We start from the raw sequence: 18,985 nt of genomic DNA, 5'->3' as shown, positions 1-18,985 counted from the left end.
TCAGCCAATATTTTTTTAATATCAAGTTTAAAATAAGAAGTTTTATTGCAAACTTTTACTATATGAATTTTTATAAAGGTGAGAATTTAACTATATGAATGAAGTAAATATGATTACTGAAAAAGAATTTGACGAGCAATTAATTAATAAATATGCAAGTTTAATGGCATTAGGTAATGGTTACTTAGGTTTGAGATCTTGTCATGAAGAAGACTATGAAGGACAAACTAGGGGGATGTATATAGCAGGTATCTATAATCAGTTATCTCCAAGTCAAACGACAAAGATTGTGAATCTTCCAGATCTAATTGGAATGGAAATTGAAATAAATGGTGATATTTTTTCGAATGCAACTGGTCAATTTACATTTTATGATCGAAAATTAAATATGCTGACCGGTGAATTAATAAGAGAGGTAATTTGGCAGAATAAAGACGGAAATCGATTCCACTTTTTGTTTCAGCGTTTTGTTTCAAAGGATGATTTACATTTACTCGCTTCAAAAATTACTGTCACGGCTTTAGATTGTAATGCCAAGATTAAAATAAAAACAGGTATTAATGCGGAGTGTGTTATTCAACAAAAGAATGAACTTACAGAAGAATTAGTAAGAATAATGGATAATAGAATTATGCATGGTGTTTATCAAACTACTGAGACTAAACAGAAAATTGCCATTGCAACATGCTGTGTAACACCTGATGAGAGTGAAGTTTCATATTTTACGTTAAATAATCAACTTCTAGCCTCAATTACACAAGAGCTCGTCGTTGATCGAACTGTTGAGTTTTCAAAAATTAGCTCAGTTTATACCTCTAATGATATGTTACGGGAAGAACCTTCTGCAGCTAGTGTTAATACTGTACAGAAATTTTTATCAGAGGGTTATGATAATTTGAGAAATAGTACGACAATCAAATGGCAGGATTTTTGGAAGCAAAAAAGAGTAGTCATAACTTCGAAGGATCAAGCAGATCAGTTAGCTCTAGATTTTTCTTTGTATCACATTGAAGCGATGACCCCTGGGCATGATGATCGATTGAGTATAGGCGCAAGGGGATTAACTGGTGAGGGCAATAATGGTTTAATATTTTGGGATACAGAGATGTTTATTGCACCGGTTCACTTATTTACTGAACCTGAGATTGCTAAAAGATTACTAAGATATCGCTATCATCATATTAAAGAAGCAAAAGTAAATGCATACCAATCAGGTTATGAGGGTACTTTATTTCCTTGGGCAAGTGCTTTTTCCGGAAAAGAAGAAACACAAAAAGGTTCAGCGGATAATACAATACCCGAGATCAATCAAAGCTCAAATTTAGCAAAATCAAGTGAACATATTGTAGCTGACATTGCATTTGCTGTCGTTCAATACTATGAAAACACGCTAGATGAAAGCTTTATGGCCAATGATGGACTTGAACTTCTCAAAGAAACTGCGCGCTTTTGGGTGAGTAGGACAACTGATACAAATGGCGATTTAATTATTAAAAATGTCATCGGTCCAGACGAATATACAGATCAAGTCGATAATAATGCTTATACGAATTACATGGCTTTTTATAATGTGCAGAATGCGTTAAATTATATGGGAAAATACAATGATCCTGATGCAGAATTAAAGCAAAAGTGTACTGATTTTTTAAAACGATTATATTTACCAAACCAGAATGATGAAAATGTCATCCCGCAAGATGATACATTTTTAAGTAAACCCGAGATTGACCTAACGGAATATAGACAATCCATTGCAAGTCGGGAAATTCTATTAGATTATTCTCTACAAGAACTTTATGAACTACAAGTGTTAAAACAAGCTGATGTTGTCATGTTGCTTTATCTTTTCCCAGATTTGTTCTCAACGGAAATCGCTAAAAAGAATTTAGAATACTACGAGGAGCGTACTGTTCATGATTCTCCAATAAGCAAAGCAATTCATGCAATTGTTGCTGCAAGATGTGACTATCAAGAAGAGTCTTACCAATTATTTCAAGAAGGATGTTTAATCGATTTAGGACCGAATCCAAAATCTTCAGATGATGGAATTCATGCTGCGCCTATGGGAGCAAATTGGCTAGTAGCAATCTTTGGCTTTGCAAACATCTCCATGGACATAAATCGTTTAAAAATTGATCCAAAATTACCTCCAAATTGGGATAAGATGATTTTTCCTTTCCTATGGCAAGGAGCAAGACTTGAAGTAACAATTTCCAAAAAATCGATAACAGTCACAAAGGAATATGGTCCACCAGTATCATTAGAAATTAATGGTGAAACATATAATATAACAGATAAAATAAAAGTTTCACTTTAAGAAGAGAGAAAAAAAGGGGAAAAACAAAACACAATCTTTTATTGAGATTGTGTTTTGTCAGTTAGTTGAAATAAATTGGAGTCAATTTTGAAAAGTTTGTGCATTAAGATAGTAGTGTGGATTTTATTAAGATCATAATAATTTTGTTGATTAAATTGATTGTATTATCTTTCAAAAATCAAACAAATTAAAGTGAAAATTAAACTTCTTTTACTCTAAGTAAAAGTTATTAAATTAGGTTTTTAGTGTAATCATTTTTTTAAGAAAAAGGTTGATTGGAACGGAGGGGTGCTCGACTCCTATGGGATATGCGGGAAGGCTGAGACCCCGCAGGCAGGCCGAGGAGGCTCAGGTCTCGCCCCATGGAAAGCGAGAGTATCCCGTAGTGGAAATCAACCTCACGTGGACTCCTTTTACGAGAAAAATGGTCATTAATTAAGAATTTTGTTTTTAAACAGCCTGAAAACCCAATCTTTCATTAAGATTGGGTTTTATTTTTTAAAATCTACTCTTCATACAATTCTAAAGGTAGGCCATCAGGATCCTGGAAAAATGTAAATTTTTTATTCGTTAACTCGTCAATTCGAATTGGTTCTACAAAGACAGCATTTTGTTTTAAGAATTGAATACTTTCTTCTATATTAGTTACAGTAAAGGCTAAATGGCGTAACCCAACTGCTTCTGGATTTGTTAGACGCTTCGGTGGATTAGGAAATGAAAATAGTTCAATTTGTCCAGTTTCTCCAATACTTAAGTCCAATTTATAAGAGTCTCGCTCCTCTCGATAGGTTTCCTTAATTACCTTACATCCTAATAAATTTATGTAAAAGTGCTTAGACGATTCATAATTAGAACAAATAATAGCGACATGATGGATATTCTTAATTTCCATAATAAAACTCCTTATTACTTTGATTTACTAAAACTTTTCCTAGTTTATCATGATTAGTCCAGTTTGAAAAAAGAATACATTCCATTTAGACAGTATAGTTCATAGTTTTAAGTGGAAAAATGAATTGTGATACTGTGAACCTGGACAAAAATTCAAAAAAAATAATGGGAATAATATCCCATTAAAATTTAGAAATTTATCTTCTTCTTTTTTTATCATCTTTTGCTAAAACCTGTACTTTCTTAATAACTTCTAGCTCTAGAATTACATGCACATGTTTATCATTTATTTGATTAACACTTAATACTTTACCTTTTCGACCTTTAATGGAAATAGTATCTCCTTCAGAGGGGACATTTTTGAGTAGTTGGTTTAATAGTTCAACGTTTTTCTCGATATAATGAACTACAATCATATAGCTTCAACTCCTCTAATCATTCTTATCTTTATAAATATTTAAGATTAAATAAAATAAGAACAAATTTAAGCTGATTATTTAACAATACAAGTTCATTTCAGACTGTTGACAAACGTTCGCTTTCTTCGTTGCTTCGCCTGTCTGCGGTGCTCATTACCGTTTAGGGTAACTCCGCTCCTCGAAAGACAAACTCTTGCAATCAGTCTGAAAATCAAATTTTGGGGACTTTTTCTACATACTCAATCATTAGTTGAATGTTTTATTTTTTGAAAAATTCTAACAAATCCTTTCTATTTTAAAAGTTATTTAATACAATTTAAGAAAATAACAGATTGTGAGGGAGCCAATGCATAAGAAAATTTTATCAATAATTGTGATAAGTATGCTTCTAGTAGGATGTAAGCATGGCGAAAAGTCTGTAAAAACAGTTAAAAATGATGATAAAAATCCTTCGAATGAACATGTAATTGATAAAGGAGAAATTGATACGATTTATGCTCCTTTAAGTGGATTGCCATTAAGTCAGGCTAGTGAACAAAGACCTGTAGCAGTTATGGTAAATAATTATTATTTAGCTAGACCTCAAAGTGGATTAAGTAATGCTGACGTTGTTTATGAAATTTTAGCAGAAGGAGATATTACAAGATTTCTAGCCATTTTTCAAAGCAATATACCTGAAAAAATAGGTCCTGTAAGAAGTGCGAGAGATTATTACATCAATTTGGCAAATGGTTATCATGCATTATTTATATGTCACGGAAATAGTCCTAAAGCGAAACAAATGATGGATTCGGGAATGATTGATGCATTAAACGGACTGATCTACGACGGTACGTTATTTAAAAGAGATAAAACGAGAAAAGCACCTCACAATTCTTATATTTTGAAAGAGGGTATTGAAAAAGGAGTTGTTCAAAGGCATTACTCTTATTCAGAAAAAGTTACTCCATTAGATTTTACGCAGAAAGACTTAGTATTTGATAACTCTTGGAAAAATGCTGGTGAAGTATTTATAAAATATTCTCATGATGCAAAAAATAATGTGACTTACAAATATTCGAATTCAACTAAACAATTTCAGCGGGTTCAAAATGGAATTGTAGCAAAGGATGCTTTGAACGGGAAAGAGCTTCAAATTAAAAATATAATAGTCGTAGAAGCGACTCATAAAATTATTGATAGCTATGGTCGCCGTTCAATTGATATCGAACATGGAGGAAAAGGATATTATATTGTTGATGGAAAGTATATGAATATACAATGGAAGAATGTAGATGATCGAATCATTCCGTTTACACTAGATGGAACTGAAATAAAACTTTCACCAGGTCAAACTTGGATTAATTTTGTTCCATTTTTAAAAGATGTAACAATAAAATAAAGTACATTAAAGCAGATAATTTTATATAATTATCTGTTTTTTATTGTTAAAGAATGAAAAAGTAACACCGCCTAATGAATGTTGAAAGTTGCACTTAATAAGCTGAACTATGTTTGACCAAAAAAATTTACGATGTTACGATAAAAAATATTATTCGTTTATATATGGGAGGAAGGAGGCGCAGGGAGTGGCTAGTAAAATTGAAAATATAGGATTAGTAAATGAGCGTTATCAAGATCTAAAAGCGGACTGTGAGAGTTGCTTTGGACTATGCTGTGTCGCATTACCTTTTGCTGCCTCGGCAGATTTTGCTAATGATAAAATTGCAGGCAAACCTTGTCATAATTTACAATCAGACTTTCGTTGCGGAGTTCACAAGAATTTAAGAGAGTTAGGTTTCAAAGGCTGTACTGTTTTTGATTGCTTTGGAGCGGGACAAAAAGTATCACAAGTAACCTTTAATGGACAAGACTGGCGACAAAATCCAGAATTGGCTAATGAGATGTATGAAGTATTTCCTATTATGAAGCAACTGCATGAAATGCTTTGGTATTTAAATGAAAGTTTGACGATTAGTCCTGCAAGTGAGATTCATAATGAAATAAAAACAGTTTTAGAAGAAACTGAAAAATTAACACTTATGGAGCCTAAACTAATACAAAACTTAGATATCACTGCCCACCGTGCAGAAGTTAACTCTTTACTTTTATGTGCTAGTGAGCAAGCAAGGACCGTGGCTTTGAAAAAATATAAAAACAATAAGAAGCGTCAAAAAGCTACAGGTAGAGCTTTAGACTTTATTGGTGCTAAATTAAAGGATGCGAATTTTATCGGAGCAAACTTAAGAGGGGCCTATCTAATTGCTGCAGATTTAAAGGGAGCCGATTTAAGAGGTTCTGATCTAATCGGTGCAGACTTACGTGATGCTAATTTGAGTGGTGCGGACCTTACAGGAAGTATTTTTCTTACTCAAGCTCAAATTAACTCAGCCAAGGGAGATTATCACACTAGAATACCAGCAACACTTAAAAGACCATCTCATTGGTGAGAAAAACTGAACCCTTTTAATGGTTCAGTTTTTCTCATGACGGGTTCATGAGGAAGTAAAATAGCAAAAAAATGATAAGAACATCCTCATAATAGGTTCATGAGTAAGTAAATCAGCGGAAATATGAAAAGAACTTACTCATGACAGGTTCATGAGTAAGTAAAACAGCGGAAATATGAAAAGAACTTCCTCATGACAGGTTCATGAGGAAGTAAAACAGCGGAAATATGAAAAGAACTTCCTCATGACAGGTTCATGAGGAAGTAAAATAGCAAAAAAATGATAAGAACTTCCTCATGACGGGTTCATGAGTAAGTAAAACAGCGGAAGTATGAAAAGAACTTCCTCATGACGGGTTCATGAGTAAGTAAAACAGCGGAAATATGAAAAGAACTTCCTCATGACAGGTTCATGAGTAAGTAAAACAGCGGAAATATGAAAAGAACTTCCTCGTGACAGGTTCATGAGGAAGTAAAATAGCAAAAATTTAAAAAGAACTTCCTCATAACAGCTTGATGAGGAAGTAAAACAACAAAAAAATGAAAAGAACTTCCTCATGACAGGTTCACGAGGAAGGAAAACAGCAAAAATTTAAAAAGAACGTCCTCATAACAGGCCCATGAGGAAGTAAAACAGCCAAAAAATGAAAAGAACGTCCTCATAACAGGCCCATGAGGAAGTAAAAAAGCAAAAAAATAAAAAGAACTTCCTCATAACAGGCTCATGAGGAAGTAAAACAGCAAAAAAATAAAAAAAACTTCCTCATGACAGGCTCATGAGGAAGTAAACAGCCCAAGCTCATTTACAACAGTCTAAAAATGAACCATTTTAATGGTTCATTTTTTATTATATACATACCAAGAAATAGCAATTAAGTAACCAATAAAAGGCGATGTTCCATAACCCATAATCGGTACCGGGAAGTTTCCAAAAAAGCTTGAAAGAATACTAATCGAAAAATAAATCCCGAGACTAAATGATAATGGTTTTGCACTGTTTGGCGGAAATAAGAAAAATGGCATTAATAAAATTAAAAGTGAGATTACCGCTAAGACTAGCCATCCGATTCCCATTCCCTTTACTAAACTTAGAATGTCCTCAACATAAGAAACTGGGGCAAGTTGATCTAAGTGAGACCAACTTAAGGTAATTAAAAGTATAAAAACAATTAATAGGAGTATTTGAACGCTTTTATTCTTTTTTATATTTAGTAATAGAAATGAGATTGAAATCGTAAAAGCTGTTAGTTGAGATGCATCAGGTTGAAAAAGTAATAATACTGTATAGATTAATGCAAAAGAAAAAGTAAGCCAAAATGGTCTTGATTTCATTAAACTAGCTAGTTGTATTATTAATAATGGAACTAAAACTAAAGCGATATTAAATCTTAATGGACCAATTGCTATCCAACGATGTACACCATGTAATCCTTTGTCCAAAAAGGTAACTAAAAATAATATGAGTATGCATGTAATGACAATGATATTTGTCTTTTTCATGGTAGATTTCTGATCTCTAAACAGTAATAAAAAGGAGATGAGTCCTCCTACAATAGTAATTAAAATATTTTGACCGTAAATGGACGGGGACACTTGGTTATTGATCATGGCAAGTACTCCGATTATCATTGCTGGCATGGTTATGACGAGTGGTAATAAGTATATTTTTTTGAAATTAAGCATCTTGTTCTAAATGGCCTTTCTTTACAATAGTTTTATATTTGTTTAATTATATTGCGTAGTTTCTTTAACCCCTCGGCTAAATCATTTTCGCTAACTAGTGAATAACTAATCCGAAATGAAATGGTATCTGAATTGTTGTTAAAACATGCTACACCAGGTAAGAATGATATATTTTCATGATTAGCTTTTCTTAATAAATTAAAAATATCTAGATTGGATTCATGAAATGTAAGCCACAAATTAAAGCCGCCATCAGGTATCCGAAAATTTAATTGATCATTAAGTGATGAAAGTATTTCAACACTTGTATCACGCCGAATTTGTAGAGCGATTCGTAGTTTTTCAACGTGACTTCGCATTCGGTCGGTTCGTAGAAATGGTAAAATCGCTTTTTGTGTTAGTAAAGGGCTACCCACATCCATTGAAGCTTTAACCGCAAGTAGCCATTCCAGAATCGGTCCGTTTGCTAGGAGTGCAGCAATTCTAACTCCGGGTGCTAAAGTCTTACTAAATCCTTTAATGTAGATGACGTGGTCTGATTGATCATAATACTTAATTGGGTAATATTGAAATGCTTTTTCGAAATAAATATCACTAAATGAATCGTCTTCAAGAATAAAAAAATGATACAGCTGAGCTAGTTCAATTAATTCTTTTCTACGACCATTACTCATTGAGATTCCAGTTGGGTTTTGAAAGGTAGGGTTAACATAAATTAATTTTGGTGTAAATTTAATGCACATATCTTCAATTAAGTCTGATCGAATTCCCTCTTCATCCATCTCGACAGGTATTATATGAATCCCCTTATTTATAAAAATATCAAGTGCACCACCATAGCACGGACTCTCGACTATAATTGAATCCCCAGATTTTAATAGAGCTTGTGCTACTAAGTCAATTCCTTGTTGAACCCCGCTTGTAATAATTAGATTTTCAGCTTTAGAACGTATTTTTTGAAATTCATATAAATGTTTAATAATTTCCGATCTTAATTCAAAATCTCCTTGAACCGGCCCGTAGGTTGTTAATATAGACGCATCATCTCTTAAAAGTTTTTGCATTTCATCCGCTAAAAATTTATTAGGAAGCAGACGTGGATACACAACTGCCTTTGAAAAATCATACTTTAACGGTTCCCTATTTATTAAGTATTGAGATCTTACAATATTGATTCCTAAAGTCTGTTGCCAGTTATTACTTGGATCGACTTGTGCTTGTTTTTTTACTTTCTTACTAATAAATACTCCTTTACCTGGCTCAACCGTGACATAGCCGTTTGTCTCTAACCATTTATAAGCCTTTCTAACAGTTAAAACGCTTATTGAAAGTTCCTCAGCTAATATCCGTAAAGATGGTAATCTTTCGTTAGGCAAAAGTAGACCACTTTGTATGCTACCTGCAATTTGAGTGCTTATTTGGAGATAAATTGGAACTGTTGATTTTTTATGGATTTGAATTTTCATATATTCACCACTAGTTTTTTAGTTATAAATTAATTAAAAAAAGATCAATCGTCAATGGAAAAAGAGCTAACTGTTATATGCTCTATTATACTGTTATACTCCGACTTTAATATAATACTTTTATCAAAGGGGTGATGAAATGATCATTATTAATTATATTTTTATTTGCATGATTTTCGGTACAACTTTTCTAGCAATAAAATTTGGAATTGAGTCGGGAGTTTCGCCTTTATTTTCAGCAGGCATTCGATTTACATTAGCGGGACTGATTGTCATTTTATATTTCCTTCTTAAAGGGGTAAATGTGAAGAAATTTATTTTTTCAAAACGAATTATGTATATTGGATTCTGCTTAACTTTTATGACATTTTCAACATTATATTGGGCTGAGCAGTATATAACATCAGGGTTAGCCGCAGTTTTGTCTGCAACTGGTCCAATGATGATCTTACTTTTCCAATTAAGGAGAAATAATAAGGGAATTGAGCGTAAACAATTAATAGCGTTATTAATGGCTTTTGCAGGTGTTATTTTTGTGTGTTTACCTGGGATAAGTCAGCATGTCTCTTACTTATGGGTTGCTGCTTGTATCGCAGTATTATTAGGAGAAGCTTTTTACGGATTTGGATCGATTTCCTCAAAAGAAATATTAACAGAATACAGTAGTGTATCGCCATTTTTAATCAATGCTTTTCAAATGTTATATGGTGGAATATTTCTACTATTAGTTTCGTTTTTATTAGAAAAACCGAAAATTGAAAGTTTAAGTTCTTGGGACGCCGTGTGGCCAATATTGTATCTAGTATTTATAGGTTCAATAGGGGGACATGGATTATACAGTTGGTTATTATCTAAAACGAACCCGGTCTTTCCCTCAACATGGCTTTATGTATCACCATTAATTGCAAGTGTCTTAGGTTATTTCGTAATGAACGAACCGATCAAACCAATTATGGCGATTGGTGGCATACTAATATTATCTGGTGTATTCATTGCAAATTGGTCAACGTTTTCTATGTATAGAAAGCAAGGAAGACTTTTAAAAAAAGAAGTGAATATTTCAAAGTAATATCGTTAATCTAAACTAAAAAAAGAAAATCCACAGGGAAATGAATTTATCCTGTGGATTTTCTTACTTTAATTATGATTTTTGAACAAATGCCCATATGTAACCGTCTGGATCTCTTAAGCAAAATTCCTTATAGCCCCATGGTTGAACAGTAGGTTCTGTGATGACTTTTTCTCCATTTGAGAAATCTAATGGCGTTAATTCTTTTTCCAACACACTTTCAAATAGTGGATCAACTTCACTTACGACTAATTGAAAGACTGCATCAGTATTGGATTGTGTATCTGTAGGATGGAGCATCAGCTCGCCATTCCCTGCTTTAAACCAATACATCCCATCGTGTCCTCTTAAATATTCAAATCCAACTTTTTCATACCAGCTCTTAGAAGAGTTTGTGTTTTTACAAAAAATAACAATATCTAAAACTCCATTCATTTAATCAGCTCCTATATATTTTACTGTTATTAACTATTCTTTGTAGAGCATATGCTTACTTTTTTTATCATTTGGAAAATTGAAATGGATCTTTCCCTAGTATTTCATTTAAAGAGTTTTTTAATGTCTAGGTTTCTTGAAATAATCTCTTAAATATCTATAGCGTCAGTAGTTTCATATTATATTAACAAATTATTAGGGTTCTCTATAAGTCATTATGTGACTAATGGAAAGCCCTTTTTCAATCGTTTGCCTATTAAAAATAGATTATGTTTACAAGATTAATACAAATTGACAAAATTTTTCAGAAATAAAATGATATCAAGTCTCGTTATAATGAAATTGTAATTTAATAGCTTTAAGAAGATGGGTCATTTATAACGCTCGGGAAAGAGCAGAAGTAAATAAGAAGAAAATTGTAGGTGAGAAGAATGAACGCAGCTCTATTTAAAGAAATTCAAAGTATATGCCTAAAGAAAGGCTGGACAAAAACTGATTTGGCTCAGGAGTCAGGTATTCATATTAGTGAAATAAGTCGTATTTTCAATCATAAACGCTCGCTCACACTAAAATATTTGGATGCCATTTCAGAAGCTATTGGGTTGGAGGAAGGCTCACTTTATTCATATTTTTATGAGGAGTGTTTTAATGAGGAACAAATTTTGGACAAGCGTAAAAGTGTACAGTTTTTATTCAAATGCTTTACTAATGGTTACGAAGAACATTGTCAAAATCTGTTACATCTGATGACAACTGAAAATTCAGTTTCGATTCAAATCGATTATTTGAATTATATTTTTTTCGTTGCAGAGGAGCTTTTTAAAGCTGGAAAAGAAGAGAAAGCTTTGTTTTTGTACGAGATTATAATTGAATGCGATTCGAAGGACGTTTTAGAACTATTGGCAATAAGTTATTATAGGCGTTTTTATATTTTAAGAATGACAGAGGATGGTCATAACGCATTGACATATGTGTTGGAGTATCTGTACTGTATGCCGAAAAAAGTTAGAATGGAAGCATACTTATGGCTCTCAGCTTTCTACTATAGGCGCGAGCAATGGGAAGAGGTGCTTTACTACGCCGAGAGATTAAGGAAATTGGTTAAAAACGGAGAGTATTATGGTAGAGCTCTTATGTATAAAAGCTTTGCACTTGCACGCCTTGGAGGCTCATTAGAAGAAATAATAGAACTTACAGAACAATATGCGGGGGTAAATGATTATTTTGCTGATTTAGCTATAGGGAATCGACTTGCTTCTTATTTGGATTATGGACAGCTTGAGTATGTAGATCAATATCTTAGTTGGCTAGAAGATAGAGAAGATGTATATGTTGGATTACCAAAAGTACTTGAAGCATTTATTCGTTTAAATCGATTAGATGACGCTAAAAGAATCTTAGATTTATATAAACATACAATTGAAGAATTGATAATAGATGCTGAACCATGGTTAAAACAGAAGGTGCATTTGGATTTTCGTTATGCATATGCTTTTTATCAGTGTGAAAGCCTACAGCTACCAAATGGTTTAGATGAATTACTGGATGTAGCTTATACAGCAAATCAAATAGGCAATTTAGAAAGATTCAATAAATGTCTTCTAATTTATTGGAGATATAAGGACCATGCGACTTCTGATCAAATAAATAAGTATATAAAACTATTAAGTATTAATGGTATAAAGGAGAGCTCCTCGCGCAACTTTGCATAGTGCTTTTCTATTTGTTTGAAGAAGAAAATAAAAACATAAATAAATTTCAAAAAAAAACACCATTTGACGTAATTTTCAGAAAATAAAATTATATCAAGTTTCTTTATAATGAGCTTATTAAGAAAAGAAAGTAGGGATAGTAGTTGAAAAAGAAAATGTTTAGAAATGTTACAACGTTAGCATTAACAACAGGGCTTATCAGTACTACAATGACACCAGGTTCCTTTTCACAACAAGTTCATGCTCAAGCAACTTCAAAGATTGAACAAGTACTAGCACAACTGACACCTCAGCAGCGCGAGGCAATTAAGCAATTGAAATTAAGTGACAAAGAGGGACTTCAATTGTCTCCTGATGTCGATCAAACAAGTGACAAGCTTACTTCGGTCATTGTTGAATTTAAGGATAAGCCACAGCAGACTGCCGTTTTAGAAGCAGAGGCGGATGGAGTAACGCTAACAGCAGAAGATGCAAAAGATAAAGTGAATGCTTCACACGAAACGTTCCAAAAAGACTTAAAAACAATTTTTAGCAGTGAATTAAAATCAAAGAAAAATCCATATTCAATTAAACGTTCATATAAAAAAGCATTTAATGGTGTTTCTATGACTCTACCAGCTAACAAAGTAAAGTCGTTACTTAAATCTAATGCAGTAAAGGCTGTCTGGAGTGATATGCAAGTTCAAGTAGAACCACCTTCGATCAAGGAGACGACGACTAAGCAAGCTGCAACTCATACAATGGTCACATTCCCTGGCGTTGAAAAACTTCACCAAGAAGGCTTTACAGGTAAAGGGGTAAAAGTCGGTATTCTTGATACTGGGATTGATTACAATCATCCAGATCTAAAAGGTGCTTTTAAAGGTGGATATGATTTTGTCGATAATGACAATGACCCGATGGAAACATCATATGCCGATTGGAAGAAGTCTGGCCAGCCAGAATTAGCTACAAACGGTGAGGCCTACTATACTGAGCATGGAACACATGTAGCTGGTATTATTGCTGGACAAGCGAAAAACAATGCAGATTTTGCAGTAGAAGGGGTTGCACCTGAAGCAGATATTTATTCTTATCGCGTTCTAGGACCTTATGGATCAGGTTCAACTTCAGCTATTTTGGCAGGGATTGATAAAGCAGTATCAGATGGAATGGATATCATTAATATGTCTCTTGGAGCGAATTACAATGATCCATTATATCCTACGAGTATTGCTGTAAACAATGCTGTCCTTGCAGGAGTAACAGCAATTGTCGCAGCTGGAAACTCAGGAGATCGAATGTATTCACTTGGTGCACCTGGTAACGCACCATTAGCCATTACAGTAGGGGCGAGTGATACATCTGTCTCAATTCCGACATATTCGGGATCATTACATTCTTCAACAGGAGATTTATCTGCTGATCTTAAGTTAGCTGCTCAAGGATTAACTGATAACGTAGCGGACTTTGAAGGTCAAACTTTGCAAATGGTAAATGTATCATATGGTGGTGAGGCTAGTTATTGGATGGGGTCTGCTGGTAATTCTGACCCAATTGACGTAAAGGGAAAAGTGGTCTTGGCACAAAGAGGTAGCTTTGGAATCACTCAAATTATAGCAACTGCTAAAGCACATGGTGCAAAAGCCGTTGTGTTATATGATACAAATGTTCCTTTGGGTGATGTATACCTTGGAGATGGCTATGGCTTACTTCCAACATTTTTACTAAGTTACGCACAAGGAAGTTCCTTAGCTGCTAAATTACCTTTAGTTGGGGCATCAAAAGGTACATCTCTAGGGTTTACATTTAGTAATATGAAACAATTAGTGACTATGGGGGATAAATTAGCGCCTTTTAGTTCACGTGGTCCATCTCGTGTACTATACGATATTAAGCCTGAAGTAACTGCACCTGGTGTATCTGTATTCTCTACTGTTCCTTCATATATGCATGGAGCAGATCAAATCGGAAACTATCAATACGCATATGAGCGTTTATCTGGAACGTCAATGGCAACTCCTAACGTTGTTGGTGTAGCAGCATTATTAAAGCAAGCTCACCCAGATATGTCTCCTTCTGATATTAAATCAACACTTATGAATACAGCGGATCAATTAAATGATAAATACAGTGTATATGAAGTTGGGGCAGGGCGTGTAAACCCATATGATGCTGTTCATGCTCAGACGGAAATTCAAGTAAAAGACAAGACTTCAACAGTAAAAGATAACTCAACTAATAATGGGGTAACTACTCTTGCAAGCAAAGGAATTAAACAAATTAAAAACATTACTGGTGCATTAAGTTTTGGAGAACAAGCTGTTACGGGTAAAGACTTAACAAATCAACGTTCAATTACGTTATTTAATAAAAGCTCTGTAGATAAAACATATGATGTGAAGGTTCAATTCCAGACATTGGATGGACGTTTTACAAATGACTCTAGAGCAGACCAAGACGCTACCGCAAATGGAGTTACATTAGATGTGAAATCATCTGTAAAAGTAAAACGATACAGTAGTGCGAATATGGATGCGACAATCAATGTTCCTAAAACTGCAAAGCTTGGAACTTATGAAGGTTATGTAGTCTATACAAACCAAAAGGATCCTAATGAAACATATAAAATTCCATTTGCTATTCATACGGTAAAAGGAGGTATTCACCATGTTGCAGGAAATCCACCTGCATTTACGACTGCGGTAGAGGCGGGGTATAACGGAATAAGATGGTCCATCGGTCTTAACTTCCAATTAAATTCTCATATGCGTACGATGGATTTATTTCTTGTCGATCCGAAAACGAACAAAGAAATTGGCTTCCTTGGGACTTTGGACGGCATGGGTGCGGATGAGAATATTGAATATTATTTAAGAGGTGCAATGAACGAAGGTTATTATTATCCATTAACGGGAAATCCAGAGCAACCAATTGCTTATGATAAGGAACAAACTGCACCAGGATTATACAAAATTAAGCTTGTAGGAACAAATGATCAAGGGAAAACCTTCAGCGCAGACGCTCCTGTTTACTATAGCGTTACCCAGCCTACACTCAATCTAAGCTCGGAATCTGGCATCTATGAATATAGCCCTGATCAGCAAGTCGTATCGTTAACAGGTTCAGTCTATGATCCTGATGTGGACAATATGAAAATCGGCGGTATCAATGCTTCTCAAGGAAATAATAAAGTTTTCTATTCGGTTCCTAGTAAACAATTAGGAGGGGGGACTGTTTCGGTTCCGGTGAACAGTGATGGTAATTTTACTACACAAATCCCGCTGAACAAGACAATCCAACCGTTTAAAGTGGATATGTATGCGGAAAACATGGCGACAGTACAGAACTATTATGGCCATAAATCCCTATACTACGTGAAACAAGGCACACCGTATGGAACAGCTATCGCTGATAAACAAAAAGTAAAAGCAGGCGAAACGGTGACAGTTACCCTTTCCATGAACAATATGGCAAATATGAAGCAAGCTGTGTATTCATTTTACGATCAAAGCTTATTGAATGCTGAGTTAGTAAGTATTAAACCAAATGCAGCATTGAAAGGAAAAGTAGATATTCAGACAGTGGATACAGATGTAGAAGTAAACGGAACAAAGGTAAAAAGAACAGATATTACTGCAACATTAATTGGTGATGAAGCTCAAACAGGAGTTTCCGGAAAAGTTCCAATGGTAGATATAACATATAAAGTGAAAGGTGATTCTGAAAGTGCAAGCCTAGGTTTAGCACAATTCAATGTATCGTACACAAATACGGATAGCACAACGAAATCTTCTTTTGGTATTAGTCTTCCTTATCAGGTGGAACGAGCATACTCCTTCATGAAATCATGGGTTTATGGAGAAGCATTTATGCTTCCTCAACTTGATGAGCCATCAACATTGGATTATGTAAAGGCAGGTGCAAAAGTCAAAGTGACAGATGAAGCAGGAAAAGAATATCCAAACACGTTTGGAAGTAGTAGTGGTTTCCCTTGGCATTTTACATCTAACCTGCCGTTAACGGATAAACCATTTACACTAGAGGTGGATATTCCGGGACATTTCACTGTTAAGAAAACCTTTACGATCGGTCTGAAAGAAAATGGGGAAGTGAAACCTTACTCGAAGGCACTCTATTATGAAAATGCACCTGCCGGAGATGTGAATAAAGATAATGTCATTGATGTGAAAGATGCTTTATACATCCAAACTTATTGGGGTACAAATAAGCGTGCGGCAGACATTAACTTTGATGGCGTTGTTGATGCAAAAGATATGCAATATGTAATCAATAACTACCTAATGCAAAATCCATGGAACGACAATTCACCAAAAGCAGCTACAAAGTATAAGAGCAAAACATTAGATGATGTTTTAGTAGCTCTTGGATTAGAGTAACTTTATACAAGAAAAAATCAAACGGTAACCTTCAAAAGGTTGCCGTTTTTTTATAAATACTTGTTTATTTCGCCGAAAGATTGAGAAAAATAACTTGATGCAGAAGAAATCTGATCGATTTTACTGACAAAGTTAAATAAGAATTATTTTAAAAGATTAATAAACGTTGTGATACAATGGATAAGTCATTTTTGAGTAAATATATGAAACAACCATTATTATTTATAATGATAGAAAATAGAAAGTAAGGTAAATATAATGAATAAATTTTCTAGTTTAGGTTTAAGTGAGGAATTAACTGAGTATTTAACTGAATTAGGGATAACAGAGCCTACTCCGATTCAAGAGAAGGCAATTCCGATTGTATTTGAAGGTAAGGATTTAATAGGACAGGCGCAAACAGGAACTGGTAAAACATTTGCATTCTTATTTCCAATCCTAGAAAGAATTAACTTAGAATTACCACATACACAAGCATTAGTCGTTGCTCCAACAAGAGAGCTGGCTCTTCAAATAACTGCTGAGGCTAAAAGGATTGTTAGTGATGATTTTGGAGTACTTGCTGTGTACGGCGGACAAGATGTTGAACAACAAGCGCGTAAACTAAAAAGTGGTGCACATTTAATCATTGCAACACCTGGTAGACTTTTAGACCATTTAAGAAGAGGAACTATAAATTTAGATAAAGTTGATTTTCTAGTGCTTGATGAAGCAGACCAAATGTTACATATTGGATTTTTACACGAGGTAGAAGATATTATCAATCAAACTCCTGTATCGAGACAAACCTTATTATTTTCTGCAACAATGCCAGATCAAATCCAATCACTTGCAAAGCGTTACATGAAAAAGCCGGAAATTATTAAAGTAAAGGTTAAAAGAATTACACTAGATGAAATTGAACAATTAATTATTGAAACAACAGATCGCGGAAAACTTAATGCTTTATTGAATCAAATCAAAGAAGCAGAGCCGTTTCTAGCAATCATTTTTTGCAGAACAAAAAGAAGAGCTAATAAATTAAATGAACAGCTTAAAGGAAAAGGTCTTTTATCTGAAGAACTACACGGAGATTTAACCCAAGGCAAGCGCGAAAAAGTTATGAAATTGTTCCGTGAAGCTAAAATACAATATCTTGTAGCAACAGATGTAGCAGCTAGAGGAATTGATGTCGAAGGTGTTACTCACGTCTTCAACTATGATATACCATTAGATACAGAAAGCTATGTACATCGAATTGGAAGAACAGGACGTGCTGGAGATACTGGTATTGCGATTACATTTGCTACTCCAAAAGATTTTCAAGATATGAGAGTAATTGAAAAAGAGCTTAATCTTTCAATTAAAAGAATAGAAATGGAAAGAGGAGAAAGTTCAGGCAGAGCGGATCGAACAGAAAATGCAGGCAGAACAGAAAGATCGAGAAATGGCGGTAGAGCAGAAAGATCGAGAAATGCAGGCAGAGCGGAAAGACCAGGAGATGCAGGCAGAACGGATAGACCAGGAAATGCAGGCAGAACGGATAGACCAGGAAATGCAGGCAGAACGGAAAGACCAGGAAATGTAGGCAGAACGGATAGAGCAGGAAATGCAGGCAGAGCGGATCGAACAGGAAATGTAGGCAGAGCGGAAAGACCAGGAAATGCAGGCAGAACGGAAAGACCTGGAAATGCAGGCAGAACGGATAGATCAGGAAATGCAGACAAAGCGGATAGAGCAGGAAATGCAGGCAGAGCCGATAGAGCAGGAAATACAGGCAGAGCGGAAAGACCAGGAAATGCAGGCAGAGCGGATAGATCAGGAAATACAGGCAGAGCCGATAGAGCAGGAAATACAGGCAGAGCGGAAAGACCAGGAAATGCAGGTAGAGCGGATAAAGCAGGAAATACAGGCAGAGCCGATAGATCAGGAAATACAGGCAGAGCGGAAAGACCAGGAAATGCAGGCAGAGCGGATAGATCAGGAAATGCAGGCAGATCGGAAAGAACTGGAAATGCAGGTAGAGCAGAAAGAATAGGAAATGCAGGTAGAGCAGAAAGAACGGGAAATGCAAGCAGAGCGGAAAGACCAGGAAATGCAGGCAGAGCAGATAGAACAAGAAGTGCAGGGAGAACAACAAGAAATGAGGGCAGATCTGGTAGGAGAAGTAGATAAGAAAAAACGTGAAGAGTAGGTAGGGAGTTGTA

At 34.8% G+C, this 18,985-nt stretch carries 12 protein-coding genes; 7 read left to right on the top strand and 5 right to left on the bottom strand.

Annotation, left to right across the window (positions count from 1 at the left end; all coding sequences use genetic code 11):
- The first annotated feature begins 94 nt into the window (after window positions 1–94).
- Entirely contained in the window at window positions 95–2,317 is a 2,223-nt protein-coding gene (locus CN946_RS11815; RefSeq protein WP_098861293.1) for a glycoside hydrolase family 65 protein, read from the top strand.
- A gap of 505 nt (window positions 2,318–2,822) precedes the next feature.
- Here the strand turns inward: CN946_RS11815 and gloA2 are convergent.
- Window positions 2,823–3,209 (bottom strand): SMU1112c/YaeR family gloxylase I-like metalloprotein, encoded by a 387-nt coding sequence (gene gloA2 / locus CN946_RS11810; RefSeq protein WP_098861292.1) that lies wholly within the window; start codon window positions 3,207–3,209, stop codon window positions 2,823–2,825.
- Between the two features lie 196 nt (window positions 3,210–3,405).
- Window positions 3,406–3,624 carry a hypothetical protein gene (locus tag CN946_RS11805; protein WP_098861291.1) on the bottom strand — a complete coding sequence of 73 codons (219 nt, stop codon included), beginning with the start codon at window positions 3,622–3,624 and terminating at the stop codon, window positions 3,406–3,408.
- 349 nt (window positions 3,625–3,973) lie between these two features.
- Between CN946_RS11805 and CN946_RS11800 the strand changes: the two genes are divergently transcribed.
- Window positions 3,974–5,008: a DUF3048 domain-containing protein gene (locus tag CN946_RS11800; protein ID WP_098861290.1), complete on the top strand. Its 1,035-nt coding sequence runs from the start codon at window positions 3,974–3,976 to the stop codon at window positions 5,006–5,008.
- Between the two features lie 187 nt (window positions 5,009–5,195).
- Window positions 5,196–6,056 carry a pentapeptide repeat-containing protein gene (locus CN946_RS11795; protein WP_286133913.1) on the top strand — a complete coding sequence of 287 codons (861 nt, stop codon included), beginning with the start codon at window positions 5,196–5,198 and terminating at the stop codon, window positions 6,054–6,056.
- Window positions 6,057–6,892: 836 nt separating this feature from the next.
- Here the strand turns inward: CN946_RS11795 and CN946_RS11790 are convergent.
- Window positions 6,893–7,738, bottom strand: coding sequence for an FtsW/RodA/SpoVE family cell cycle protein (locus CN946_RS11790; protein WP_141546902.1), 846 nt, complete (start codon window positions 7,736–7,738; stop codon window positions 6,893–6,895).
- A gap of 32 nt (window positions 7,739–7,770) precedes the next feature.
- The gene (pdxR, locus tag CN946_RS11785; protein ID WP_098861287.1) at window positions 7,771–9,204 is read right to left on the bottom strand and encodes a MocR-like pyridoxine biosynthesis transcription factor PdxR; all 1,434 of its coding nucleotides are present in this window, start codon (window positions 9,202–9,204) and stop codon (window positions 7,771–7,773) included.
- Window positions 9,205–9,343: 139 nt separating this feature from the next.
- Between pdxR and CN946_RS11780 the strand changes: the two genes are divergently transcribed.
- On the top strand, window positions 9,344–10,273 hold the full coding sequence (locus CN946_RS11780) for a DMT family transporter (protein WP_098861286.1): 930 nt from the start codon (window positions 9,344–9,346) through the stop codon (window positions 10,271–10,273).
- A gap of 72 nt (window positions 10,274–10,345) precedes the next feature.
- Here the strand turns inward: CN946_RS11780 and CN946_RS11775 are convergent, their stop codons facing one another.
- Window positions 10,346–10,708: a VOC family protein gene (locus CN946_RS11775; protein WP_098861285.1), complete on the bottom strand. Its 363-nt coding sequence runs from the start codon at window positions 10,706–10,708 to the stop codon at window positions 10,346–10,348.
- A gap of 431 nt (window positions 10,709–11,139) precedes the next feature.
- On the opposite strand from CN946_RS11775, the gene CN946_RS11770 reads away from it, so the two are divergent.
- The 3 genes from CN946_RS11770 (at window position 11,140) to CN946_RS11760 (ending at window position 18,953) form a co-directional block, all read left to right on the top strand.
- A complete protein-coding gene (locus CN946_RS11770) occupies window positions 11,140–12,420 on the top strand; it encodes a helix-turn-helix domain-containing protein (RefSeq protein WP_098861284.1) in 1,281 nt (426 codons plus the stop codon).
- A gap of 143 nt (window positions 12,421–12,563) precedes the next feature.
- Window positions 12,564–16,799 carry a S8 family serine peptidase gene (locus tag CN946_RS11765; RefSeq protein ID WP_098861283.1) on the top strand — a complete coding sequence of 1,412 codons (4,236 nt, stop codon included), beginning with the start codon at window positions 12,564–12,566 and terminating at the stop codon, window positions 16,797–16,799.
- Window positions 16,800–17,057: 258 nt separating this feature from the next.
- A complete protein-coding gene (locus tag CN946_RS11760; protein WP_098861282.1) occupies window positions 17,058–18,953 on the top strand; it encodes a DEAD/DEAH box helicase in 1,896 nt (631 codons plus the stop codon).
- Window positions 18,954–18,985: the final 32 nt, after the last annotated feature.

Origin of the sequence: Bacillus sp. AFS053548 (assembly GCF_002575105.1) — a bacterium.
Lineage (GTDB): Bacteria > Bacillota > Bacilli > Bacillales > Bacillaceae_G > Gottfriedia.
This window is presented reverse-complemented; position numbering and strand designations above follow the sequence as displayed.